The 24,560-nt window shown below is 63.7% G+C and carries 17 protein-coding genes; 8 read left to right on the forward strand and 9 right to left on the reverse strand.

All coding sequences use genetic code 11. From position 1 onward, the window contains the following. The first annotated feature begins 181 nt into the window (after window positions 1-181). The 5 genes from BM382_RS02290 (at window position 182) to BM382_RS02310 (ending at window position 6,745) form a co-directional block, all read left to right on the forward strand. Window positions 182-3,676 (forward strand): response regulator, encoded by a 3,495-nt coding sequence (locus BM382_RS02290; RefSeq protein ID WP_011061534.1) that lies wholly within the window; start codon window positions 182-184, stop codon window positions 3,674-3,676. Further along, window positions 3,676-4,491, forward strand: a complete 816-nt coding sequence (locus BM382_RS02295) for a CheR family methyltransferase (protein WP_011061533.1) — start codon at window positions 3,676-3,678, stop codon at window positions 4,489-4,491. The genes BM382_RS02290 and BM382_RS02295 overlap by 1 nt, the downstream gene beginning before the upstream one ends. Then, the gene (locus BM382_RS02300) at window positions 4,488-5,096 is read left to right on the forward strand and encodes a chemotaxis protein CheB (protein ID WP_011061532.1); all 609 of its coding nucleotides are present in this window, start codon (window positions 4,488-4,490) and stop codon (window positions 5,094-5,096) included. Before BM382_RS02295 ends, BM382_RS02300 begins: the two co-directional genes overlap by 4 nt. Then, a complete protein-coding gene (locus BM382_RS02305) occupies window positions 5,086-6,267 on the forward strand; it encodes a hybrid sensor histidine kinase/response regulator (RefSeq protein ID WP_011061531.1) in 1,182 nt (393 codons plus the stop codon). Before BM382_RS02300 ends, BM382_RS02305 begins: the two co-directional genes overlap by 11 nt. Before the next feature lie 100 nt (window positions 6,268-6,367). Further along, window positions 6,368-6,745, forward strand: a complete 378-nt coding sequence (locus BM382_RS02310; RefSeq protein ID WP_011061530.1) for a response regulator — start codon at window positions 6,368-6,370, stop codon at window positions 6,743-6,745. A 10-nt stretch (window positions 6,746-6,755) separates the two neighbouring features. Here the strand turns inward: BM382_RS02310 and BM382_RS02315 are convergent, their stop codons facing one another. The 8 genes from BM382_RS02315 to BM382_RS02350 all read right to left on the reverse strand — a co-directional run bounded on the left by BM382_RS02315 (window position 6,756) and on the right by BM382_RS02350 (window position 19,141). Further along, window positions 6,756-8,426 (reverse strand): ATP-binding protein, encoded by a 1,671-nt coding sequence (locus BM382_RS02315; RefSeq protein WP_011061529.1) that lies wholly within the window; start codon window positions 8,424-8,426, stop codon window positions 6,756-6,758. Next, entirely contained in the window at window positions 8,423-9,925 is a 1,503-nt protein-coding gene (locus BM382_RS02320) for an ATPase domain-containing protein (protein ID WP_072441694.1), read from the reverse strand. The genes BM382_RS02315 and BM382_RS02320 overlap by 4 nt, the downstream gene beginning before the upstream one ends. 315 nt (window positions 9,926-10,240) lie before the next feature. Beyond that, window positions 10,241-11,296 (reverse strand): tetratricopeptide repeat protein, encoded by a 1,056-nt coding sequence (locus tag BM382_RS02325; RefSeq protein WP_011061527.1) that lies wholly within the window; start codon window positions 11,294-11,296, stop codon window positions 10,241-10,243. Window positions 11,297-11,370: 74 nt separating this feature from the next. Then, complete coding sequence (locus tag BM382_RS02330; RefSeq protein ID WP_011061526.1) at window positions 11,371-12,270, reverse strand: bestrophin family protein; 900 nt, start codon at window positions 12,268-12,270, stop codon at window positions 11,371-11,373. Window positions 12,271-12,608: 338 nt separating this feature from the next. Further along, window positions 12,609-14,030: an efflux transporter outer membrane subunit gene (locus tag BM382_RS02335; RefSeq protein ID WP_072441696.1), complete on the reverse strand. Its 1,422-nt coding sequence runs from the start codon at window positions 14,028-14,030 to the stop codon at window positions 12,609-12,611. Continuing rightward, window positions 14,027-17,206, reverse strand: coding sequence for an efflux RND transporter permease subunit (locus BM382_RS02340; RefSeq protein ID WP_011061524.1), 3,180 nt, complete (start codon window positions 17,204-17,206; stop codon window positions 14,027-14,029). Before BM382_RS02340 ends, BM382_RS02335 begins: the two co-directional genes overlap by 4 nt. Before the next feature lie 15 nt (window positions 17,207-17,221). Continuing rightward, window positions 17,222-18,469 (reverse strand): multidrug efflux RND transporter periplasmic adaptor subunit MexE, encoded by a 1,248-nt coding sequence (gene mexE, locus BM382_RS02345; RefSeq protein ID WP_011061523.1) that lies wholly within the window; start codon window positions 18,467-18,469, stop codon window positions 17,222-17,224. Between the two features lie 282 nt (window positions 18,470-18,751). After that, complete coding sequence (locus BM382_RS02350; protein ID WP_019095332.1) at window positions 18,752-19,141, reverse strand: MerR family transcriptional regulator; 390 nt, start codon at window positions 19,139-19,141, stop codon at window positions 18,752-18,754. Between the two features lie 74 nt (window positions 19,142-19,215). Between BM382_RS02350 and BM382_RS02355 the strand changes: the two genes are divergently transcribed. Beyond that, window positions 19,216-20,286 carry an SDR family oxidoreductase gene (locus BM382_RS02355; protein WP_072441698.1) on the forward strand — a complete coding sequence of 357 codons (1,071 nt, stop codon included), beginning with the start codon at window positions 19,216-19,218 and terminating at the stop codon, window positions 20,284-20,286. A gap of 166 nt (window positions 20,287-20,452) precedes the next feature. Here the strand turns inward: BM382_RS02355 and BM382_RS02360 are convergent, their stop codons facing one another. Further along, window positions 20,453-21,367 (reverse strand): LysR family transcriptional regulator, encoded by a 915-nt coding sequence (locus BM382_RS02360; RefSeq protein ID WP_011061517.1) that lies wholly within the window; start codon window positions 21,365-21,367, stop codon window positions 20,453-20,455. 269 nt (window positions 21,368-21,636) lie between these two features. On the opposite strand from BM382_RS02360, the gene BM382_RS02365 reads away from it, so the two are divergent. Both BM382_RS02365 and pgm read left to right on the forward strand, forming a co-directional pair. Beyond that, on the forward strand, window positions 21,637-22,659 hold the full coding sequence (locus BM382_RS02365) for a zinc-dependent alcohol dehydrogenase family protein (RefSeq protein ID WP_072441700.1): 1,023 nt from the start codon (window positions 21,637-21,639) through the stop codon (window positions 22,657-22,659). Between the two features lie 210 nt (window positions 22,660-22,869). Further along, the gene (pgm, locus tag BM382_RS02370; protein ID WP_072441702.1) at window positions 22,870-24,516 is read left to right on the forward strand and encodes a phosphoglucomutase (alpha-D-glucose-1,6-bisphosphate-dependent); all 1,647 of its coding nucleotides are present in this window, start codon (window positions 22,870-22,872) and stop codon (window positions 24,514-24,516) included. The last annotated feature ends 44 nt before the right edge of the window (window positions 24,517-24,560 follow it).

The following is a 24,560-nucleotide window of genomic DNA, read 5'->3' on the forward strand; positions in this document are numbered from 1 at the left end:
CACAAGTTCCCGAAGCTGTACAAAAAATTCCCCTTGTACAAGCGTCGGCAAGAATAACCGCTTCCTTTGTCCCACGGCAGGACAAATCGCAAGCGAGCGCTACCTTGGTTATAAAAAATAGCTGTCCTGGCTGAATGTGGGGCAAACTTCGTTTTTTTTCACCAGCGCCAAGGCCCATCAAATGATTCGTCCGTCCTCGGTTGATGAACAGAGTTTCCGCAAGCTGCTGACCCGCAACATCAGCCTGCCGCTGGGTGTCGGTGTACTCAGCGCGATTTTTTTCGTGTCCCTGATCACCTACCTGCTCTCGGTCATCCAGTGGGTGCAGCACACTGATCGAGTGATCAACAACCTCAACGAGTCGGCGCGCCTGACCATCGACCTGGAAACCGGCATGCGCGGCTTCCTGATCACTGGCGACGAGCACTTTCTGGACCCCTACGAAGTGGCCAAGCCGCGCATCGTCAGCGAACTGCGCAGCTTGCAGGAGCTGGTGGCGGACAACCCGCAGCAGGTGGACCGGCTCAAGCGCCTGGAAGCCCTGCAGGTGGAGTGGAACAACTTTGCCCAGGGCATGATCGACCTGCGCCGCCAGAGCGGTGATTACCGCGGGGCGGTGCAGGCCGGGCGTGGTAAGCGCCTGACTGACGAGATCCGCAAGGAATACGACGACGCGGTGGCCATGGAGCAGCAGTTGCGCCTGGAGCGTAACGAGAACGTTACGCGCACCACCATTTTCAGCGTGGTGCTGTACCTGCTGTTCGTGGTGGGCATCAGCGCGCTGCTGGCCTACATCGGCCGTCGTGACCTGCTGGCACTGTCCAAGAGCTACAGCGACAACCTCGAAGCCCAGGAAAAGAGCGCCCGGCGCCTGGAACAGCAGGCCTGGCTGCGCAACGGCCAGACCGAACTGGCCGAGCAGATGCTCGGCCAGCTGAGCCTGAACCTGCTGGGGCGCAACATCCTGCAATTCTGCGCCCAGTACCTGGGCACACCGGTGGCGGCGCTCTATGTGCGCGAAGAGCACGGTGGCCTCAGGCGCGTGGCGTCCTATGGTTTCTCCCGGGAACAGGAAGCCCAGGAACAGTCGCTGTACAGTGACGAAGGGCTGGTGGGGCAGGCCGCGCAGCACAAGCGCCTGATCCGTCTGGACGAGGTGCCCGCCGATTACTTCAAGGTCAGCTCCGGCCTGGGCGATGGTTCGCCGCGCAGCGTGCTGGTGGTGCCGACCCGTGACGACGACCGGGTCAACGGGGTGATCGAGCTGGGCTTCCTGCGGGCTTTGAGCGAGCGCGACGTCGAGCTGCTGGAACTGATTGCCGGCAATATCGGCACCTCCATCGAGGCCGCGCGTTATCGCCAGCGCCTGCAGGAAGTGCTGGCCGAGACCCAGCAGCTCAATGAAGAGCTGCAAGTGCAGCAAGAAGAGCTCAAGACCGCCAACGAGGAGCTGGAAGAGCAGTCGCGGATCCTCAAGGAATCCCAGGTGCACCTGGAAACCCAGCAGGTGGAGCTGGAGCAGACCAACGAGCAACTGGCGGAGCAGGCGCAGATCCTGGCCGATCAGCGCGACGCCATGGACCGCAAGAACAACGAGCTTAACGAGGCCCAGACCCAGCTCGAGGAGCGCGCCGAAGAGTTGCAGCGCTCCAGCAAGTACAAGTCCGAGTTCCTTGCCAACATGTCCCACGAGCTGCGCACGCCGCTCAACAGCTCGCTGATCCTGGCCAAGCTGCTGGCGGAAAACCCCCAGGAAAACCTCAGCCCCGAGCAGGTCAAGTTCGCCGAGTCGATCTATTCCGCGGGCAATGACCTGCTGAACCTGATCAACGACATCCTCGACATCTCCAAGGTCGAGGCCGGCAAGCTCGAAGTGCGCCCGGAGAACGCCAGCGTGCCGCGCCTGGTGGACGGGCTGCGCAGCCTGTTCCAGCCGCTGACCCAGGACAAGGGCCTGGAATTCAAGGTGGAGCTGCAACCGGGAGCGCCGCAGATGCTGTTCACCGACCGCCAGCGGGTCGAGCAGATTCTCAAGAACCTGCTGTCCAATGCGGTCAAGTTCACCGAGAAGGGCCAGGTGAGCCTCACGGTGTCCGCTCAGCCGGGGGCCGGTATCGCCTTTGCCGTGCAGGATTCGGGGATCGGCATTGCCCAGGATCAGCAGCAAAGCATCTTCGAGGCCTTCCGCCAGGCCGACGGCACCACCAACCGGCGTTATGGCGGCACCGGCCTGGGGCTGTCGATCTCCCGGGATCTGGCGACCCTGCTCGGCGGCTCCATCAGCGTCAGCAGCGAACCCGGCCGCGGCAGTATCTTCACCCTGGTGCTGCCGGAGCAGTACCAGGAGGCCGCCGAGCCGCTGGTGGCGCCGCCGGCCCCAGTCGCGCCCGTGGTCGCGCCTCAGCCTGCCAGCCTGCCGCAGCCGGTGGCCGAGGCCCCGGGGGCGGACATTCCGCGCTTCGCCGATGACCGCGACAAGGCGCCATTCAGCAGTCGTTGCATCCTGGTGGTGGAAGATGAGGCGAACTTTGCCCACATCCTCTTCGACCTGGCCCACGAGCTGGGTTACCACTGCCTGGTGGCCCACGGCGCCGACGAAGGTTACAGCCTGGCTGCCCAGTTCATCCCGGACGCCATCCTGCTGGACATGCGCCTGCCGGACCACTCCGGCCTGACCGTGTTGCAGCGCCTCAAGGAGAACGCCCAGACCCGGCACATCCCGGTGCACGTGATTTCGGTGGAAGACCGGGTGGAAGCGGCCATGCACATGGGCGCCGTGGGCTATGCGGTGAAACCCACCACCCGCGAGGAGCTCAAGGATGTCTTCGCCCGCCTGGAAGCCAAGCTGACGCAGAAGGTCAAGCGCGTGCTGCTGGTGGAGGACGACGACCTGCAACGCGACAGCATTGCCCGGTTGATCGGTGACGATGACATCGAGATCACCGCCGTGGGCCTGGCCCAGGAGGCTCTGGACCTGCTGCGCGAGAACGTCTACGACTGCATGGTCATCGACCTCAAGCTGCCGGACATGCTCGGCAACGACCTGCTCAAGCGCATGTCCACCGAGGATATCTGCTCCTTCCCGCCGGTGATCGTCTACACCGGGCGCAACCTGACCCGGGATGAAGAGGCCGAGCTGCGCAAGTATTCGCGCTCGATCATCATCAAGGGCGCGCGTTCGCCGGAGCGCCTGCTGGATGAAGTGACGCTTTTTCTGCACAAAGTCGAATCCCAGCTGTCCCATGAACGGCAGAAGATGCTCAAGACCGCCCGCAGCCGCGACAAGGTCTTCGAGGGCCGCAAGATCCTCCTGGTGGATGATGACGTGCGCAACATCTTCGCCCTGACCAGCGCCCTGGAACACAAGGGCGCGGTAGTGGTGATCGGCCGTAACGGCCATGAAGCCATTGCCAGGCTCAATGAGGTCGAGGATATCGACCTGGTGCTGATGGACGTGATGATGCCGGAGATGGACGGTTTCGAAGCCACGGTGCAGATCCGCAAGGATCCGCGCTGGCGCAAGCTGCCGATCATCGCGGTCACCGCCAAGGCCATGAAGGATGACCAGGAGCGCTGCCTGCAGGCCGGCTCCAACGATTACCTGGCCAAGCCCATTGACCTGGACCGGCTGTTTTCCCTTATCCGTGTGTGGCTACCCAAGATGGAAAGAATTTAGTGGAGCGTAATACCGAGATCGAACTGCGTTTGCTGATCGAAGCTATTTACCTCAAGTACAGCTACGACTTCCGCGACTACTCAGGTGCCTCGATCAAGCGCCGGGTCAACCACGCTTTGCGCCAGTTCGAATGCAAGACCATTTCTGCGTTGCAGGAGCGGGTGCTGCACGACCCCACCGCGTTCATGCAGTTGCTGCAGTTCCTGACCATTCCGGTGAGCGAGATGTTTCGCGACCCGTCGCACTTTCTGGCGATCCGCCAGGAGGTGGTGCCGCTGCTCAAGACCTATCCTTCGATCAAGATCTGGATCGCCGGCTGCAGCACCGGGGAGGAGGTCTACTCGATGGCCATCCTGCTGCGCGAAGAGGGGCTGCTGGAGCGCACCATCATCTATGCCACCGACATCAACCCCAGCTCCCTGGAGAAGGCCAAGCAAGGCATCTTTTCCCTGGAGAACGTGCGGGCCTACACCCACAACTACCAGCAGGCCGGCGGCCAGCGCTCCTTTGCCGACTACTACACCGCGGCCTACGACTACGCGATCTTCGACAAGAGCCTGCGCGAGAACGTGACCTTCGCCGATCACAGCCTGGCGACCGACAGTGTATTCTCTGAAACTCAATTAATTTCTTGTCGTAACGTATTGATTTATTTCAATAAAAAATTGCAGGATCGTGCCTTCGGACTGTTTCACGAGTCCCTCTGCCATCGTGGGTTCCTGGTGCTGGGCAGCAAGGAAACCCTGGACTTCTCCGCCTATGGCAAGCACTTCGAGCCCTTGGTCAAACAAGAACGGATCTATCGCAAGACATGAGCCAGGAGATTGTCAGCCAGGGTTTCTGGCCGCAGATCGAGGCGATCGTGGTAGGGGCCTCTGCGGGTGGGGTCGAAGCCTTGCTGAAGCTGTTCAGCGGTTTCGCCCAGGGTTTCCGCCTGCCGGTGATCGTGGTCCTGCACCTGCCCGACGAGCGCCGCAGCCAGCTGGCCGAAGTCTTCGACCGGCGTCTGGCGCTGGCGGTGAAGGAAGCCGACGACAAGGAGCAGATCGTGCCTGGCACCCTGTACTTCGCCGCGCCCGGCTATCACCTGTCGGTGGAGCAGGACCGCAGCCTGTCCCTGAGCCAGGAAGAACGCCTGCATCACTCACGCCCGGCCATCGACTACCTGTTCGAGTCCGCCGCCGACGCCTATGGCCGGAACCTGGCCGCGGTGCTCCTGACCGGGGCCAACCAGGATGGCGCCCGCGGCCTGGCCGAGGTCAAGCGCCAGGGTGGCCTGACCATCGTCCAGGACCCCAATGAGGCCCATGTCTCGACCATGCCGGACGCCGCCCTGGCCCTGCATCAACCGGACTACATTCTCCCTTTGCGCGGCATCAGCCGTCTGCTTGCCGAGCTGGAAGGAACCCATGTTAAGTAATATTCAAGCCAAGCTGCTGATCGTCGACGATCTGCCGGAGAACCTGCTGGCCCTGGAGGCGCTGATCAAGCGCGAGGACCGTACGGTGTACAAGGCGCTGTCGGCTGACGAAGCCTTGTCGCTGCTGCTCCAGCATGAGTTCGCCATGGCTATCCTCGATGTGCAGATGCCCGGCATGAACGGCTTCGAGCTGGCCGAGCTGATGCGCGGCACCGAGAAGACCAAGAACATTCCCATCGTCTTCGTCAGCGCCGCCGGGCGCGAGCTCAACTACGCCTTCAAGGGCTACGAGAGCGGGGCGGTGGACTTTCTGCACAAGCCCCTGGACATCCACGCGGTGAAGAGCAAGGTCAACGTATTCGTCGACCTGTACCGCCAGAGCAAGGCCATGAAGCAGCAGGTCGAGGCCCTGGAGCAGAGCCGGCGCGAGCAGGAAGCGCTGCTCCAGAAGCTCCAGGCCACTCAGAACGAGCTGGAGCAGGCGGTGCGCATGCGCGATGACTTCATGTCCATCGTCGCCCACGAAGTGCGTACGCCGCTCAATGGCCTGATTCTCGAGACCCAGCTGCGCAAGATGCACCTGGCCCGGGAGAACGCCGCGGCCTTCAGCCTGGACAAGATGCACGCCATGGTCGACCGCGACGAGCGCCAGATCAAAAGCCTGATCCGCCTGATCGAGGACATGCTGGACATCTCGCGCATCCGTACCGGCAAGCTGTCGATCCGCCCCTCGCGGTTCGATCTGGCGCAGCTGGTGCGCGGGCTGGTGGAAAACTTCGCGCCTCAGGTGGAAGCGGCGCAGTCGTCCCTGAGCCTGCAGGCCGAGCAGCCCCTGGAGGGCAACTGGGACGAGTTCCGCATCGAACAGGTGGTTTCCAACCTGCTGACCAACGCCCTGCGCTACGGCGCCAAGAGCCCGATCGAAGTGCGGGTCTATGCCCAGGACGGCGAGGCTCGGGTCGAGGTGCGTGACCACGGCATCGGTATCAGCGAAGACAACCAGAAGCGTATTTTTCAGCAGTTCGAACGGGTCAGCGCCAACCACGTGGCGGCGGGGCTGGGCCTGGGGCTGTTCATTTCCGAGCAGATCGTCACCGCCCACGGCGGCGCCATCAGTGTCGAGAGCCGGATCGGCGAGGGCGCGCTGTTTCGCGTCAGCCTACCGCTGTAGAGGCCCGTCGGCCGGTGAATCATTAAAAGCGTAACGCGCACGCAACCTCTGCGTGACCCAATGGTCGTAACAGCAGCAATTGACCGAGCAAAGGTTTTCCATGAGTGAAGATGCACAAGACGTCGTACTGATCGTCGAAGATGAACCAGTGATCCTGATGCTTCTGGCCGACTACCTGTCGGGCCTGGGATACCGGGTGCTGCAGGCCGAGAATGGCGAGCAGGCGTTCGAGATTCTCGCCAGCAAGCCGCACCTGGACGTGATGATCACCGATTACCGCCTGCCGGGCGGGATCACCGGGGTGATGATCGCCGAGCCCGCCGTGAAGCTGCGTCCGGATCTGAAGGTGATTTTCATCAGCGGCTACCCCAACGAAATCCTCGAATGCGGCAGCCCCATCACCCGCAAGGCGCCGATCCTGGCCAAGCCCTTCGACCTCAACAGCCTGCAGGAACAGATCCAGCAATTGCTGGCTTGAAGCCCGGCTATCAGTCGCGGATCATTTCCCGCACCTTGGCGGTCAGCAGGTCGAAGGTGAACGGCTTGGTGATCAGTTGCATGCCGGGTTCGAGAAAGCCACCACGGGCCGCCGCGTGCTCGGCGTAGCCGGTGATGAACAGGACCTTGAGCTCCGGGCGGATCTGCCGCCCGATTTCCGCCAGTTGCCGGCCATTCATGCCCGGCAGCCCGACATCGCTGATCAGCAGGTCGATGCGCTGCGCCGAGTCGAGGATCGGCATGGCGCTGCGGGCATCGCCGGCTTCGACAAAGGCGTAGCCCAGTTCGCTGAGCACCGCACAGACCAGCACCCGCACCGCCGGGTCGTCCTCGACGATCAGCACGGTTTCACCGTTCTGCGCATGGGGCGGTTGTTGCACCAGAGGGTGTTCGGCCTGCTCCAGGTCGCCGACAAAACGCGGCAGGTACAGGCTGACCTCGGTACCCCGGCCCAGGGTGCTGTTGAGGGTCACATGGCCGCGGGACTGCTTACTGAAGCCGTAGATCATCGACAGCCCCAGCCCTGTGCCCTGGCCGATGGGCTTGGTGGTGAAGAACGGATCGAACACGCGGTTGATGATCGCTTCGGGCATGCCGCAGCCGTTGTCGCTGACTCGCAGCAGCACGTAGTCCCCCGGCTTGAGGTTGTCGTGGGCCTGGGCGAAGTCCGGGGCCAGGCGCTGGTTGAGGGTTTCCACCAGCAGCCGGCCGCCGTTGGGCATGGCGTCCCGGGCGTTGAGCACCAGGTTGAGCAGGGCGCTTTCCAGTTGGTTGGGGTCGGCTTCGGCCACCCATAGCTGCGGGTCCAGGCGCATGTCCAGCTCGATGCTTTCGCTGAGGCTGCGTTGCAGCAGCTCGTCCATGGAGGTCACCAGGGCGTTCATCTCCACCGGCTTGGAGTCCAGCGACTGGCGCCTGGAGAAGGCCAGCAGGCGGTGGGTCAGGCCGGCGGCGCGGTTGGCCGAGGTCACCCCCAGGTCGATCAGGCTGTCCAGGTCCTCGGTGCGGCCCCGGGCCAGGCGCCGGCGCAACAGCTCCAGGCTGCCGATGATGCCGGTGAGCATGTTGTTGAAGTCGTGGGCGATGCCGCCGGTGAGTTGCCCCACGGCCTCCATTTTCTGTGACTGGCGCAGGGCTTCTTCGTTGTGCCGCAGTTGTGCGGTGCGTTCTTCCACCTGCTGTTCCAGGGTCTCCAGGGTGCGTTGCAGGCGCAGTTCGCTCTGGCTCAGGTCGATCAGCCGGTCGCGGGCGTCGTACTGCCGGCGCCTGCCCCGCAGGGCGGCGCTGACCAGGCTGATCAGGGTCGCCGGGTGGAAGGGCCGTTCCAGAAAGCTGACGTTGCCCAGGGGCTCGCTGAAGCGCGATGCCGGGTTCTGCTCGGGGCCGCCGTGCTGGGTCAGCAGCACGATGGGCAGGTCCGACCACGCCGGTTGCTGTTCCAGGTGGCGCAGCAGGGGCTCCAGGTCGACCCCGCGCAAGGCTTCGGCGGCGATGATCACCAGCCCGGCGCCGTGCTCCAGCTGCTCGCACAGGGCGGGCAGGTGCGGGGTGATCAGGCTGTTGAAGCCGGCCTCCTTGAGCATCATCTGCGCCAGTTGGCTGTCACGCCCGTGTGGCGTGAGCACCAGAGCCCGTTCGGAAAAGTCCAGGTCGGGGCTCATTGGCCCTCATCCCTGAGCAGCGGTTTGCTCTCGCCCAGGTAGGTGGGCACGCCCCGCAGCACGCCCTGGAAGGCTTCCAGGGGCTCGCCGATGGTCAGGCCACGAGCGCTGATGCGGTATTCGCGAATGGTCGACTCGTGGCTGCCGGTGCGTTTCTTGATGATGGAAATGGCCCGGCGCACCTTGCCCAGGGCCTCGAAGTAACGCAGCAGGACCACGGTGTCGGCCAGGTAGGTGATGTCCACCGGGGCCTGCATGTCGCCCACCAGGCCATGCTGGGCCACGGTCATGAAGGTGGCGGCGCCCTGGCGGTTGAGGTACAGCAGCAATTCGTGCATGTGCAGCACCAGGGCATTTTCCTCGGGCATCGCTGCCTGGTAGCCGTTGATGCTGTCGATCACCACGGTCTTGATCCGCTCCTGGTCGACGCAGCGCCGCACCCGGTGGGACAGCTCCCCCGGCGAGAGCTCGGCGGCGTCCACCTGTTCGATGATCAGGTTGCCGCTGGCCTGCAGCGCCTTGAGGTCGATGCCCATGTTGCGCATGCGCTCGAACAGCAGCCCCAGTTCCTCGTCGAAGATGAACAGCGCGGCTTTCTCTCCCCTGGCTACGGCGGCCGCGGCGAAGATCATCGAGATCAGCGATTTTCCGGTGCCGGCGGGGCCGAGGATCAGGGTGCTGGAGCCGGTCTCGATGCCGCCCCCCAGCAGCGCGTCCATCTCGGTGATGCCGCTGGTCAGGGTCAGGCGCTGGTATTGACCGCGGTGCTCGGCGGCCACCAGGCGTGGAAACACCTGGACCCCGTCGCCAATGATGGTGAAGTCATGGAAGCCGCCGCGGTACTTCTGGCCCCGGTATTTCACCACCCGGATGCGCCGGCGTTCGGCGCCGTAGCTGGGGGTCAGTTCTTCCAGGCGGATCACCCCGTGGGCCACGCTGTGCACGGTCTTGTCCAGGGATTCGGTGGTCAGGTCGTCCAGCAGCAGGACGGTGGCGTCATAGCGCACGAAGTAGTGCTTGATCGCCAGGATCTGCCGCCGGTAGCGCAGGGAGCTTTGCGCCAGCAGGCGGATTTCCGAAAGGCTGTCGAGCACCACCCGGGTCGGCTTGACCCGCTCCACCACTTCGAAGATCTGCCGCGTGGCTTCCCCCAGCTCCAGGTCCGAGGAGTACAGCAGGCTTTGCTGGTGCTCGGCGTTGAGCAGGCTTTCCGGCGGGATCAGCTCGAAGATGTGGATGTTCTCGTCCAGTTGCCAGCCGTGGGATTGCGCGCCCTGGCGCAACTCGCGCTCGGTTTCCGAGAGGGTGATGTACAGGCAGCGCTCGCCGGCGGCGGCGCCGGCCCGCAGAAAATGCAAGGCCACGGTGGTCTTGCCGGTACCGGGTTCGCCTTCCAGCAGGAACACATGGCTACGTGACAATCCGCCGGAGAGAATATCGTCCAGGCCTTCGATGCCGGTGGCGGCTTTTTCGCTGAGCAACGCAGATGAGGTCGACAAACAATGCCCTCGCAAATAGGTCCAAGTGATCGGCGACGGCGTCGAGCACCTTGATATCGCTGATAAATCACTTGACCGCCTGCCGCTGGCACGGTTCAACCTTTTGTCGCCGTGGAGCCGCTGCTGAGCACAGCAGGCGCAGGGGGGCAAGGGTGCCAAAGGTTCGGCTGGGGATTGCCAGGCAAGGCCCTGCGGGCCTTTTCGCAGCCTCGCAGGCTCGGCAGCGGCTACAGGTTTTGTGCTGGCTCTTGTAGCCGCTGGCGCAGGCTGCGAACGGCTTGGGCGGCATTCCGACGCAGCAGGCCCGGGGGGCGGCTACAGGCCCTGCTGCAGGGCCGGGTCGTCGGGGTTCTGCTGTTCCAGCTGGGCCAGCAGGACCTGGACGTTCTGCAACTGGCCGCTTTCCTTCCAGTAGCTGATCAGCAGCACCCGCGCCTTGCGGTTGTAGGGCTGGCGCTGGACGATTTCCTCCAGTTGCTTCTGCGCCGCTTCCAGCTCCTGTTCGCTGTGCAGGGTGGTGGCCAGGTCGTAGCGGTAGGCGGCGTTGTTAGGCTCCAGTTCCACCGCCCGGGACAAGCCGAGCAGGGCGAACTCACCCTGGCCATGGTGCAGCAGCCAGAGCCCCAGGGCATGTTGCAGGTAGGCCGAATCCTGCTGTGCCTGCAACTGCTTGGCCAGCAATTGCCGGGCGGCATCGCTCTGGCCCTGCTTGTCCAGCACTTCGATCTGCAGCACCACTGCCTGCAGGTTGTCCGGGGCCAGGCGCAGGGCCTGTTCCAGGGTCTGCTGGGCCTTGATCAGGTCGGCATTGTGCAGGTACAGGCGAGCCAGCTGGTACTGGGCCTCGACGTTGTCGCCGCGGGTCTTGAGCACTTGGGTGTATTCGTCGATCACCTGCTGCAACGGGCCGAAGTACAGGCCCTGGTCGTCGGGGCTCAGGCCCAGCAGGGCGTCCACCGCGGCGAAGCGCACGCTCTGTTCGTGATCGTCCAGCAACGGCCCCAGCAGCAGGCTGCGCTGGCCGCTGGGCACCAGGCCGAGCACGCTCTTGATCGCTGCTTTGCGCACCTCGGCGGAAGGGTGATAGAGGTCGGCGTCCGCCAGTTTCAATGCCTGGGGGCTGGGGTAGTTGGCCAGCACTGCCAGCAGGCGAATGCGCTGCTGGTCGTCGAGGTCGGGCCGGCCCAACTGCTGGTAGAGCACGCGCGCCGCGCCAGGCTGGCCGTTGCGGGCTTTTTCCAGTGCCGCGCTGTAGCCATGCTTGATGGCCTCGGGAACCTGCGGCGGGCTGCTGCGCAGAAAGCTCCAGGCCAGGGCCAGGACGACGACGGTAAGCAGGCTGATCAGCAGGTAGCGGCGGGGCTGGGACATGCAGGAATCCGGAAGCTGGCGACTTTTGGAAGGCGCAAGCTTCGGTCAGGAACCGGCTTGAGTCAAACCCCGGTTCAGGTCAGCACGTACTCCTGCGGCTCCAGCAGCGGCGGCAGCTCGGTTTGCCCCAGCGCCGCCAGGACTTCGCGCTCCAGGCCGCGCAATAGAGCGCTGCACGGCAGGTCGTTGTCGTCATAGCCGAAAGGGTCTTCGAGGTCGTCGCCGATCTCGTCCAGGCCCAGGAAGGTGTAGCTGACAATGGCGGTGAAGATCGGCGTCAGCCAGCCCAGGGGCTCGGCCATGGCGAACGGCAGGAGGATGCAGAACAGGTAGATGGTGCGGTGCAGCAGCAGGGTGTAGGGGAAGGGCAGCGGGGTGTTCTGGATCCGCTCGCAGGCGGCCTGCACCAGGCTCAGGCTGACCAGCCGGGTTTCCAGTTGGGTGTAGCGCCATTCGCTGATCAGCCCCTGCTGGGCCCACTGCGAGCAGCGCTGGCCGATGCGTTGCAACTGCGCGTCGGTGAGGTTCGGGTGGCCGGGGTCGAGGCTGGCCTGGGCCCAGGGGCGCAGGGCGGCGGCCTCGTCTTCATGGCGCAGGCGGGCGATCAGGCTGTGGGCAAAGCCGCACAGGTCGCGCAGCATGCCCTCGCGCTCGGGGTGGCCGTCGATGATCAGGCTTTCACGGATCAGCGAACGCACCTCGATGATCAACTGCCCCAATTGCTTGCGGCCTTCCCACCAGCGGTCGTAGCAGGCGTTGTTGCGAAAGCTCATGAAGATCGACAGCGACAGCCCCAGCAGGGTGAAGGGTGTGGCGTTGACCTTGGAGAAATAGCTCGGTTGCAGGGTTTCCACCAGCACGATCACCGAGGCCAGCAGTGTGACCAGTACGCAGCGCAGGGCAATGCGCTTGGCAATCGAGCCCTTGAGGGCGAAGAGGATGCCGATCAGGTTCGGCTTGGGGCGGACAATCATGGGGGGCTGAGGCCAGGGCGATTACGCGGCGAGTGAAGAGTAGGAGCGCGCCGTGAGGCTGTCCAATCGCAATGGCCAACCGCATGATCGACGGCCTCTATCAATGGGCTTGGGGTGGGCGGTGTTCTGGCGGGCGCCTTCGCTGGCAAGCCAGCTCCTACCGGGGCCATGTATTCGGGGCCATGCGTTTGGGGCCATGCGTTGCGCGGGCTCTTGTAGGAGCCGGCTTGCCGGCGAAGAGGCCCTTGAGCCGGGCAAAAAAAAGCCCCGCGACCGAATGATCCACGGGGCCAAACATTGGTTGGTTGCGGCCAACCAAAGGAGCTCGTTGCAAATCCTTACTTGCTGGCTACCGTCTCCGGTTGCCAGCCACCACCCAGGGCCTTGTAGATGGCGACGATGCCGCGGTACAGGTCGACTTCGGCCTGGGCCTGGGAGTCCTCGGCGGCCAGGCGTTCACGCTGGGCATCGAGCAGCACCAGGAAGTCCACGGTGCCTTCGCGGTAGCGAATCTCGGCCAGGTCCGCTGCGGCGCGGCTGGATTCGCTCTGGCGAATCAGGGAGATCAGCCGTTGCTGGCGCTTGCCGTAGTCGCTGAAGGCGTTTTCCGATTCCTCCAGGGCCAGCAGCACCTGCTGCTCGTAGCTGGCCAGGGCACCGTCGGCATTGGCGTCGGCGCCGCGCAGGCGGGCTCGCACACTGCCCAGGTCGAAGGCCGCCCAGGTGATGCTCGGGCCCAGGGCCCAGGCATTGGCCGCCGAGGAGCCGATCTGCGAACCGCGCCCGGCAGTGAAGCCGAGGAAGCCGCTGAGGCTGACCCGTGGGAACAGGTCGGCCTTGGCCACGCCGATGCGCGCGGTGGCCGCTGCCAGCTTGCGTTCGGCGCTGAGAATGTCTGGCCGGCGTTGCAGCAGCTCCCCCGGGTCGCCAATCGGCAGGGCCTTGGCAATGGCCGGCAACTGCGCCGGCGACAGGTCGACGCTGAGCTTGTCCGGGCGTTCACCCAGCAGGGTGGCGATGCGGTTGCGCTGGCGGGTCTGCTCGGCCTGCAACTGCGGCACGCTGGCTTCCACCGAAGCCAGGCGGGCGTCGGCGCGGACCACATCGAGCTGGTCGCCGACCCCGGCGTCGCGCAGGCTTTCGGTGATCTTGCGCGACTCCTGCTGGTTGTCCAGGTTGGCCAGGGCGATCTTTTCCCGCAGCTGTGCGCCGCGCAACTGGCCGTAGGCGTCCACCAGCTCGGCGATCATGGTCACCTGCAGTTGGTAGAGGTCGGCCTCGGCGGCCTGCTGGTCGGCGTCGGTGGCTTCCAGGTTGCGCTGGATGCGGCCGAACAGGTCCAGCTCCCAGGCCATGTCCAGGCCCAGGTCGTAGCGCTCGCTGTTCACTCGCTTGGTGGTCTGGCCGGGGATCTGCCCCTTGGCCAGGTCGCTGCTGGCGCGGCTGGTGATGGTGGGCATGGCGTCATTGCTGGCGTCATCGCGAATCGCCCGGGCGGCCCGCAGGCGGGCGAAGGCCACCCGCAGTTCACGGTTGCCCTGCAACGATTTGCTCACCAGCTGGTTGAGAGTCGGGTCATCGAACTGCTGCCACCAGATGCCTTCGAAGCGTGCGCGGTCGAAGTTCTTCTGGCCCGCAGCGCCATCGGTGGCGGCGCTGATGTGCGCCGCCTCGGTGGTTGGAGTCTGGTAGTCCGGACCGACGGCGCAGGCACCGAGGGCCAGCACCAGCAGGCTCGGCAGGAAGACTTTGGAACTCATTGTTGCGCCTCCAGTTGCAGAGCACGGGCGGCTTTGCGCGCCTCGCTGCGCTCCACGTAGTTGCGGATCAGTACATAGAACACCGGAGTCAGCAGCAGGCCGAAGAAGGTCACCCCGAGCATCCCGGAGAACACCGCGACACCCATGGCATGACGCATTTCCGCACCGGCGCCGCTGGAGATCACCAGGGGCACCACGCCCATGATGAAGGCGAAGGAGGTCATCAGGATCGGCCGCAGACGCAGGCGGCAGGCTTCCAGCACCGCGGCCAGCGGGTCGAGGCCTTCCTCTTGCTTGTCCTTGGCGAACTCGACGATCAGGATCGCGTTCTTGCAGGCCAGGCCCACCAGAACGATCAGGCCGATCTGGGTGAAGATGTTGTTGTCGCCCCCGGAGACGATCACCCCGGTAATGGCCGACAGCAGGGTCATGGGCACGATCAGGATCACCGCCAGTGGCAGGCTCCAGCTTTCGTACTGAGCGGCCAGCACCAGGAAGGCCAGCAGCACGCAGAGCGGGAAGACGAACAGCGCGGTGTTACCGGCCAGGATCTGCTGGTAGGTCAGCTCGGTCCATTCGTAGGTCATGCCGTTGGGCAGTTCTTCCTTGAGCAGTTTCTCGATCGCCGCTTCCGCTTGCCCGGAGCTGTAGCCCGGGGCCGCTGCGCCGTTGATTTCCGCGGTGACGAAACCGTTGTAGTGCATCACGCGGTCGGGACCTGCGGTGTCGCTGACCTTGATGAAGGTGGCCAGGGGGATCATCTCGCCCTTGTTGTTGCGCACTTTCAGCTGGCCGATCTGCTCGGGTTCGAGACGGAACTGCTGCTCGGCCTGGACATTGACCTGGTAGGTGCGGCCAAAGCGGTTGAAGTCGTTGGCATACAACGAACCCAGGTAGATCTGCAGGGTGTCGAAGATGTCGGAGATCGCCACGCCGTGGGTTTTGGCCTTTTCCCGGTCGATGGCAGCATCCACCTGGGGCACGTTGACCTGGTAGCTGGTGAACAGCCCGGCCAGTTCCGGCACGCTGCGGCTCTTGGTGATGACGTTCTGCACTTCCTTGTACAGCTCGTCGTAGCCCAGGCCGCTGCGGTCCTCCACCTGCAGGCGGAAGCCGCCGATGGTTCCCAGCCCCTGTACCGGCGGCGGTGGGAAGATCGCCATGTAGGCGTCCTGGATATCCGCGTACTTGCCGTTCAGGGCGCCGGCGATGGCACCGGCGGACATGCTCGGGTCCTTGCGCTCATCGAAGGGCTTCAAGGTGACGAAGACGATGCCGTTGTTCGGGCTGTTGGTGAAACCGTTGATCGAAAGGCCGGGGAAGGCCACCGCGCTTTCCACGCCGGGCTGCTTCAGGGCGATGTCGGACATGCGCTTGATCACGTCTTCGGTGCGGTCCAGGCTGGCGGCGTCTGGCAGTTGGGCGAAGGCCACCAGGTACTGCTTGTCCTGGGCCGGGACGAAACCGGTCGGGGTGTGGGCGAAGCCGAACCAGGTCAGCACCATCAGGCCTGCATAGAGGAACAGGGCGATGCCGCTGCCGCGGATGACCCGGCGCACGGTGCCGACGTAACCATGGCTGGCACGATCGAAGAAGCGGTTGAACGGCTTGAACAGCCAGCCCCCCAGCAGCTTGTCGAGGATCTTCGAGAAGCGGTCCTTGGGCGCATGGTGTTCCTTGAGCAGTACCGCGGCCAGGGCCGGCGACAGGGTCAGGGAGTTGAAGGCCGAGATCACCGTGGAGATGGCAATGGTCAGGGCGAACTGCTTGTAGAACTGCCCGGTCAGGCCACTGATGAAGGCCGCCGGTACGAACACCGCACACAGCACCAGGGCGGTGGCGATGATCGGGCCGGTCACTTCACGCATGGCACGCTTGGTGGCTTCCACCGGGTTCAGGCCCAGGCCGATGTTACGTTCGACGTTCTCCACCACCACGATGGCGTCGTCCACCACGATGCCGATGGCCAGCACCAGGCCGAACAGCGACAGGGCATTGAGCGAGAAACCGAACAGGTGCATCACCGCGAAGGTGCCGATCAGCGACACCGGTACGGCCACCAGCGGGATGATCGAGGCACGCCAGGTCTGCAGGAACAGGATCACCACCAGCACTACCAGGATCAGGGCTTCGAACAGGGTGTGCACCACGGCCTCGATGGAGCCGCGGACGAAGATGGTCGGGTCGTAGACGATGCTGAAGTCCATGCCCTGCGGGAAGCTCTGCTTGAGTTCGGCCATCTTGGCCCGCACTTCATTGGAGATCTCGATGGCGTTGGAGCCCGGACGCTGGAAGATCGGGATCGCCACCGCCGGCTGGTTGTTGAGCAGGGAACGCAAAGCGTACTGGCTCGACCCCAGCTCGATGCGGGCGATGTCCTTCAGGCGGGTGATCTCACCGTCCTCACCGGAGCGGATGATGATGTTCTCGAACTCTTCCTCGGTGACCAGGCGGCCCTGGGTGTTGACCGACAGCTGGAAGCTGGTGGCGGTGGGCGCAGGCGGCGCGCCCAGGGCACCGGCGGCGACCTGGCGGTTCTGTTCACGGATGGCGGTGACCACGTCGGTGGCGGTCAGGTTGCGCGAAGCGGTCTTGTTCGGATCCAGCCAGACCCGCAACGAGTAGTCGCCCATGCCGAACAGTTGCACATCCCCCACGCCACCCAGGCGCGCCAGCTCGTCCTTGATGTTGAGCAGGGCGTAGTTGGACAGGTAGAGCATGTCGTAGCGTTTGTCCGGCGAGGTCAGGTGGACCACCATGGTCAGGTCCGGAGAGGCCTTGTCCACGGTAATACCGATGCGCGTCACTTCTTCGGGCAGCTTGGGCTGGGTACGGGTCACGCGGTTCTGTACCTGCACCTGGGCGTTGTCCAGGTCGGTGCCCAGGGCGAAGGTGATGGTCAGGGTGATCTTGCCGTCAGCGGTGGATTGCGAGGACATGTAGAGCATGTTCTCGACCCCGGTGATCGCCTGTTCCAGGGGCGCGGCCACGGTTTCACCGATGACTTTCGGGTTGGCCCCCGGGAAGTTGGCGCGCACCACCACGGTGGGCGGCACCACTTCCGGGTATTCGCTGATGGGCAACTGGAACAGCGAGATGGCGCCGGCGATCAGGATCAGCAGCGACAGCACCGCGGCGAAGATCGGCCTTGAAATGAAGAACTGGGAAAAATTCATCTTGAGAGTCGTCCCTTAACCGCGCGGTGTCGCAGCGGCGAGTTTCACAGCCGGAGCCGCCTTGGCAGGGGTGACCTGCGGCAGGTTGCTGGCTTCCAGTGCTTGGCGTTGTTGGGCCAGGGCGGCGAGGGTTTCCTTGCTGGCCATGGGGATCACTTCAGGCGTGACCGGTGCGCCGGGACGTGCCCGCTGCAAGCCCTTGACGATGATGGTGTCGTCCTTGCTCAGGCCGTTGCGCACGATGCGCAGGCCTTCGATCTTCGGCCCCAGTTCCACGGCGCGGTAGGCCGGTTTGTTGTCGGCGTCCATCACCAGCACGAACTTCTTGCCCAGGTCGGTGCCCACGGCTTCGTCGTTGATCAGCATCGCCGAGTAGGTGCCACTGCCCACCAGTTTCAGGCGCGCATAGAGGCCCGGGGTGTAGCTGCCGTCGCTGTTGTCGAACACCGCGCGGCCACGGATGGTGCCGGTCTTGGGGTTGACCTGGTTGTCGACGAAGTTCATCTGCCCCAGGTGCGGGTGGCCTTCTTCATTGGACAGGCCCAGGTACACCGGGGTGGTCTGGCCGCGCTGGCCCTGGCGGGCGAGTTGGGTGTACTTGAGGTACACGCGCTCGTCGGCGTCGAAGTAGGCGTAGACCTTGTCGGTGGAGACCAGGCTGGTGAGCGGGGTGACATCGGCGGTCACCAGGTTGCCGGCGGTGATCTGCGCGCGGCTGACCCGGCCACTGATGGGCGCCACCACCCGGGTGAAACTCAGGTTGAGCTTGGCCACGTCCAACTGGGCCTGGATCGCATCGACCCCGGCCCGGGCTTCCTGGGCGGCGCTGGTGCGGGTGTCGGCCAGCTCGGCGGAAATCGCGTTGCTGGTCAGCAGGCGCTGGCCGCGCTGGGCTTCGTTGGCACTGCGGGTCGCGGTGGCCCGAGCCTGTTGCAGCTGGGCTTCGAGGCGGCGTACTTCAGCCTGGAAAGGCCGTGGGTCGATCTGGAACAGCAGGTCGCCTTTCTTCACCAGGGCGCCTTCGGTGAAGGCCACCTGATCGATCTGGCCCGAGACCCGAGGTCGGATCTCCACGGTTTCCGGGGCTTCCAGGCGCCCGGTGAATTCATCCCATTCGTTGACCGGCTGTTCCAGCACCTTGGCCACGCTGACTTTGGCAGCGGGCGGGGCGGAGGCGGTCTCAGGGGCTTTGCCGCACGCGCTCATCACCAGCACGGCGAGAACGGCGAGTGGAAAACGTAGGAGTTTGACTGACTGGTCCATGGTGCATCCGCCACTGTATTTGAGATGGGCGGATGATGCTCGGCAGGGTTGTATCTCACGAATCGAATGAAGCGAAGGTAACTATCATTCGGAATGATATAAGCGCCAAGCAAGCCCTCTAGCATGCACCTTTCGTTAGGCTGCTATCAATTCCCTGGCGTGCAATTAGTTATTGCGGCTGACGCAACATTGGCTGTTGTCGCAGGAGCCGGCTGGCTGGCCATCGTAGCCCCGTGCGTCGAGGTCCATGGTCTGCCAGCTCAGTTCGTAGCGCATTTCCAATCAGATGGAAGAGCTGTTGAGTTGCTGAAGCTCAAGTTGCCTGGCGGCACTGGCTTCGAGGTTTGCACGCTCTTGATCCAGGTACCGATAAATGCTTTGGAGGTTGGCGATTTTCTGTTCGATCTCTGCCATTTTTCTTTCAATGAGCTTGGCGCCGTCCGCACAATCGATCATCTGGTTGCGCTGCGCCTCCAGAATCTCGCCTATCTCCCCCAGGGAAAAGCCCATGCTTTGCGCGCGCTGGATAAAGTCCAGGTCCTGCAGCGTTTGTGCTGTGTAAACGCGGTAGTTGTTAGTTCGCCGCTGCGGTGAGATCAGGCCGATTTGCTCGTAGTAACGCAGCGTATGGCGGCTGGCGCCGCTACGGGCCTCGATTTCGCCAATTTTCATGAAAACACCGCTTGACCATAGAGTTGGGTCGATAGTTTACGTTTGGTTCCTTACCTTGAACAAGGAACAGGGAAATGAGCGTGGAGTGCTTTGTCACCGGGGGTACCGGCTTCATCGGTCAACATTTGCTGGCATGCCTGAGCGCAAAAGGCCACACCGTCGGGGTGTTGATGCGTCGCCCAGAGCGACTGGCTGAATTGCGGGAGCAAGTCGTCAATTTGGGAGGAGACGCAAGCCGGGTATTTGCCGTGGCCGGCGATCTGGAGCGGGATAACCTAGGGCTGAGTCCTGCTGACCGGGAAGCGCTAAGGCACGCCAGAGTCGTATTCCACCTGGGCGCACACTTCGCCTGGGGGCTGTCATTGGAGCAGTCTCGTGCGGTGAATGTCGAAGGGGCGAAGCGGGTGGCGCTGTTGGCGGCTGAGCAAAACAGCCGGTTAGTGATGATCGGCGGCTACATGCTGAAAAACCATGAGCATCTGCAACGCATCGGCATCGATCCTCGTTATCCGCGGCGGACGAACTGGCCTGCCGTCTACCGCCATGTCGGTGGTTACGAGGCGAGCAAGCTGGAGGCGCATTTCGCGACCTTGGAGCTCATGTCCGCCAGGGGCGGGGAGATCACCGTTGTCCACCCCGCGACGGTTTGTGGCCACAGCCGCACGGGGCATATCCTTGACGGCCAGCCACTGGTGGAGCTGATCCGCAACCTTGTGCTGGGAAAACTGACGGCAGTGCCCGGTACCGCCCAGCACTGGCTGCCACTGGTTACCGTGGATTACCTGGTTGAGCTGGTGGCGGCTTGTGCTTTTGATCCCGCCATGGCGGGTGAGGAGCTGCTGGCGCTGGATGCGCAAACTCCCAATTTGCGAGAACTCCTGGTCCAGGTGGCGCAACCTTTGGGCTTAAAGCCTCCCAGGCATCACATCTCGCTCCGATTGCTGAAGTGGCTGCTGAGCATTCCTCTCGTGGCGAGGTTCATGAATACAAAACCCGAAGCCTTGGACTTTATCCAGACCACTCGATTTGATACCGCGGCCGTCGAGCAATTTGCCAACAGGCATGGGCTAGCCAAGCCGGATATCCGTCAGGCCTTGCGGCACACGGCAACGTTCGTCAACGCATGTTTCATAGCCAAGGGCTAGCCGCTGCCTTCTTCCTTGGGGGCATCCCTTTCAAGCAGCCAGGGTTTGCCCCCACTTATGCCCCCGAATACTTCGCAAGCCAGCGGAACCTGACGGAAAGCTACAGACCGAATTAGTCGCTAAAGGACTCTTTTCAGAAGAATCTATGGATGCCTGTGGCACTTGATCAAAGACTGTCTGGATCGCCAAAGAACATCTGAATTCTTGAACGCAACCAGCGCTCGCCCGGGTCGTTGTCCTGTGAACCGCGCCAGGCCATGTGCAGTTCGAAGCTGCGTACTGGCAGCGGCGGGTCTTCGGCGCGTACGCCGCCGGCGGCGGTGAGGGCGTCGGCGGTGTAGTCGGGCACGGTGGCAAGGATGTCGGTGCCGGCCAGCAGGGTGCTCAGGCCGTTGAATTGCGGTACGGCGAGCACGACGTGGCGCTTGCGTCCGAGCTTCTCCAGCTCCTCATCGATGAACCCGCTCAGGTCCCCGGCGAACGACACCAGGGCGTGGGGGCGGGCGCAGAAGTCGTCCAGGGTCAGGGGGCCGGGCACGGTGTCGGCCCGCAGCAGTTTGGGCAGGCTGCGACGCAGGACCTTGCGCTTGGCGTTGGCCGGCAGGTCGGCGGTGTAGCTGACGCCGATGGAGATTTCGCCGGAGGCCAGCAGCGCGGGCATCAGCAGGTAGTTGGCGCGGCGCACCACCAGCACGATGCCCGGGGCTTCGGCGCGCAGGCGTTTGAGCAGCATCGGCAGCAGGGCGAATTCCACGTCGTCGGAAAGACCGATACGGAACACGGCGGTGCTGGTGGCCGGGTCGAATTCGGCGGCGCGGCTGACGGCGGTGGAGATCGAATCCAGGGCCGGCGAGAGCAGGGCGAAGATTTCCACTGCCCGGGCCGAGGGCTCCATGCTGCGCCCGGTACGCACGAACAGCGGATCGTCGAACAGGTTGCGCAGGCGCGACAGGGCTGCACTGATGGCCGGCTGGCCGAGGAACAGCTTCTCGGCGGCGCGGGTCACACTGCGTTCGTGCATCAGTGTTTCGAATACGATCAACAGATTCAGGTCGACACGACGCAGGTCATTACGATTCATCTGGAGTCCTGGCAGAGTCAGCGAGCTTGACGGGAGCGACCATATCGGAACAATGGCCGGCGTGAATCTTACGGGGAAAGGCTGGTACTCTGCATCGGCTAAATGTTGTTTGTTTGTAGCCGGGCAAGGTTCGAGCACGCTGTACGCCCCGATTTTCAAGGGCACGAAATCAATGCCAGGCATGTCGACTATTAATAGGCACTGATAGTCTTGCTTGCAAAGCCCGGATAAAGTTCGCGGCATTAGAGGTTAATTTGACGAGGTTTGCGATGTCCCGCACGATTCGTTTTCACAAGTTTGGACCGGCCGAGGTGCTCAAATGCGAAGAGCATGCGGCCTCGTTGCCTGCGCCAGGCGAAGTGCAGGTACGAGTCGAAGCCATCGGTATCAGCTGGTATGACGTGCTCTGGCGGCAGAACCTGGCGTCGTCCCATGCGCGCCTGCCCTCGGGCCTCGGGCACGAAATGGCCGGTGTGGTCACGGCCGTGGGCGAGGGCGTCGACGACCTGGCGGTAGGTGACAAGGTGGCGAGTTTTCCCGCCGAAAGCCCCAACGATTACCCGGTGTATGGCGAGCTGATCGTCCTGCCGCGTTCGGCCCTGACCCGTTATCCCGATGTTCTCAGCCCGATCGAGGCTGCTGTTCATTACACGCCGCTGCTGATCGCCTATTTCGCCTACGCCGACCTGGCGCGGGTCAAGCCGGGGCAGTTTGCCCTGGTCACGGACGCCAGCCATTGCGCCGGGCCGTCCTTTGTCCAGTTGGGCAAGGCCCTGGGTGTGCGGGTGATTGCCGCCACCAAGACCGCTGAAGAGCGTGAATACCTGCTGTCCCTGGGTGCCGAGAAGGTGATTGTCACCGAGGAACAGGACCTGCTGATGCAGATCAACAAGCTCACCGACAACCGCGGCGTCGACGTGGTGTTCGACGGCTTGGGCGGCCCGCAGATGTCCATGCTCGGCGATGTCCTGGCGCCCCGTGGCAGCCTGGTGCTCTATGGCCTGCAAGGCGGCAACCAGACGCCGTTCCCGGCCTGCGCGGCGTTCCAGAAGAACATCCAGTTCTTCGTCCATTGCATCGGCAACTTCACTGGCAAGCCGGAGTTGGGAATTGTCCAGGATCAGGTCGCGCTGCAGCGTGCGTTGCGCGACATCAACCAGCTCACCGCGGACCGGGTGCTGCTCCCCCTGAAGACTCGGGTATTCGCGTTCAACGAGTTTGTCGAGGCGCACCGCTACATGGATGAATGCCCATGCCGTGAACGGGTCGCGCTTCAGGTCGAATCGGTCTGATCCCAACGCCAGGCAAAGCCTGGCGTTTTTTATTGCCTCGATTTGCCGGCCCTTGCGCCGGCTTTTTAGTTTTTCCCCTGGCAGTCCTTTTACCGGCAAGCGGCTGCTGCATAAAAGGGCCTGGGCGCCGGGATAGATTCCATCGCGCTGCGGTCAAACTGCCAGTAAACTGCGGCCCATTTCCGAACCATCCTTTTCCAGAGGTTTTGCATGACTCTCAGTCCTTTTGCGGGCAAACCGGCACCGGCTGAATTGTTGGTCGACATCCCGCGACTGGTTACGGCTTATTACACCGGTCAGCCTGATGCATCGGTGTCTACCCAGCGTGTGGCCTTTGGCACCTCCGGGCACCGTGGCAGCTCGTTCGATCTGAGTTTCAACGAATGGCATGTGCTGGCCATCAGCCAGGCCATTTGCCTGTACCGCGAATCCCAGGGCATCGACGGCCCGCTGTTTGTCGGCATCGACACCCATGCCCTGTCGACTCCGGCCGGGGCCAGCGCCCTGGAAGTGCTGGCGGCCAATGGCGTGACCGTGATGATTGCTGCCGGCGACGAGTACACCCCGACCCCAGCGGTGTCCCACGCCATCCTCTGCTACAACCGTGGGCGTACATCGGGCCTGGCGGACGGCATCGTCATCACCCCGTCCCATAACCCGCCACAAAGCGGCGGCTACAAGTACAACCCCACCAATGGCGGCCCGGCCGACACCCACATCACCAAGTGGATCGAAGCCAAGGCCAATGAACTGCTGGCAGCCAAGCTGGCTGGGGTCAAGCGCATCAGTTACGAACAGGCGCTGAAGGCCGACACCACCCATCGCCACGATTACCTCAACACCTACGTCGCCGACCTGATCAACGTCATCGACCTGGACGCCATCCGCAACGCCAAGCTGTGCCTGGGCGTGGATCCGCTGGGCGGAGCAGGGGTGCGCTACTGGTCGGCGATCGCCGAGCACTACCGCCTGGACCTGGAGGTGGTTAACAAGCAAGTGGACGCCACTTTCCGCTTCATGTCGGTGGATTGGGACGGGCAGATCCGCATGGACCCGTCCTCCAGCTACGCCATGCAGGGCCTGATCGGCCTCAAGGAACGCTTCGACGTGGCCTTCGCCTGCGACCCCGATCACGATCGCCACGGCATCGTCACCCCGAGCGGCGGCCTGCTGGCGCCGAACAACTACCTGGCGGTGTCCATCGATTACCTGTTCCAGAATCGCCCGCAATGGCGCGCTGATGCCGCGGTGGGCAAGACCGTGGTCAGCAGCGGCCTGATCGACCGGGTCGCTGCACGCCTGGGCCGCCGTCTGTATGAAGTGCCGGTGGGCTTCAAGTGGTTTGCCGATGGCCTGTTCGACGGCTCACTGGGCTTTGGCGGCGAAGAAAGCGCCGGTGCCTCTTTCCTGCGCCGTGACGGTGGCGTCTGGAGCACCGACAAGGACGGCCTGATCCCGTCCCTGCTGGCGGCGGAAATGACCGCGCGTACCGGTCGCGATCCGAGCCAGGCCTACCGCGCCCTGTGCGACGAGCTGGGTGAGCCGTTCTCGGTCCGCGTCGATGCCAAGGCCAACCCGCAGCAGAAGGCCCTGCTCAGCAAGCTGTCGCCACAGCAGGTGACTTCGACCCAGCTGGCGGGCGAGCCGATCCAGCAGATCCTCAGCCATGCACCGGGCAACGACCAGGCCATTGGCGGCCTGAAAGTCATGACGGAGAACGGCTGGTTCGCCGCACGCCCGTCGGGTACTGAAGACATCTACAAGATCTACGCTGAAAGCTTCATCGGCGACGACCACCTCAAGCAGCTGGTGCAGGAAGCCCAGACCCTGGTGGACACCGCCATCAGCGGCAACTGACCGGCGCTCCGGGCCCGTCAGGCAAAAAAAGGGGCGACCATCAC

This window comes from Pseudomonas sp. NFPP25 (assembly GCF_900116505.1).
Taxonomy (GTDB): Bacteria; Pseudomonadota; Gammaproteobacteria; order Pseudomonadales; family Pseudomonadaceae; genus Aquipseudomonas; species Aquipseudomonas protegens.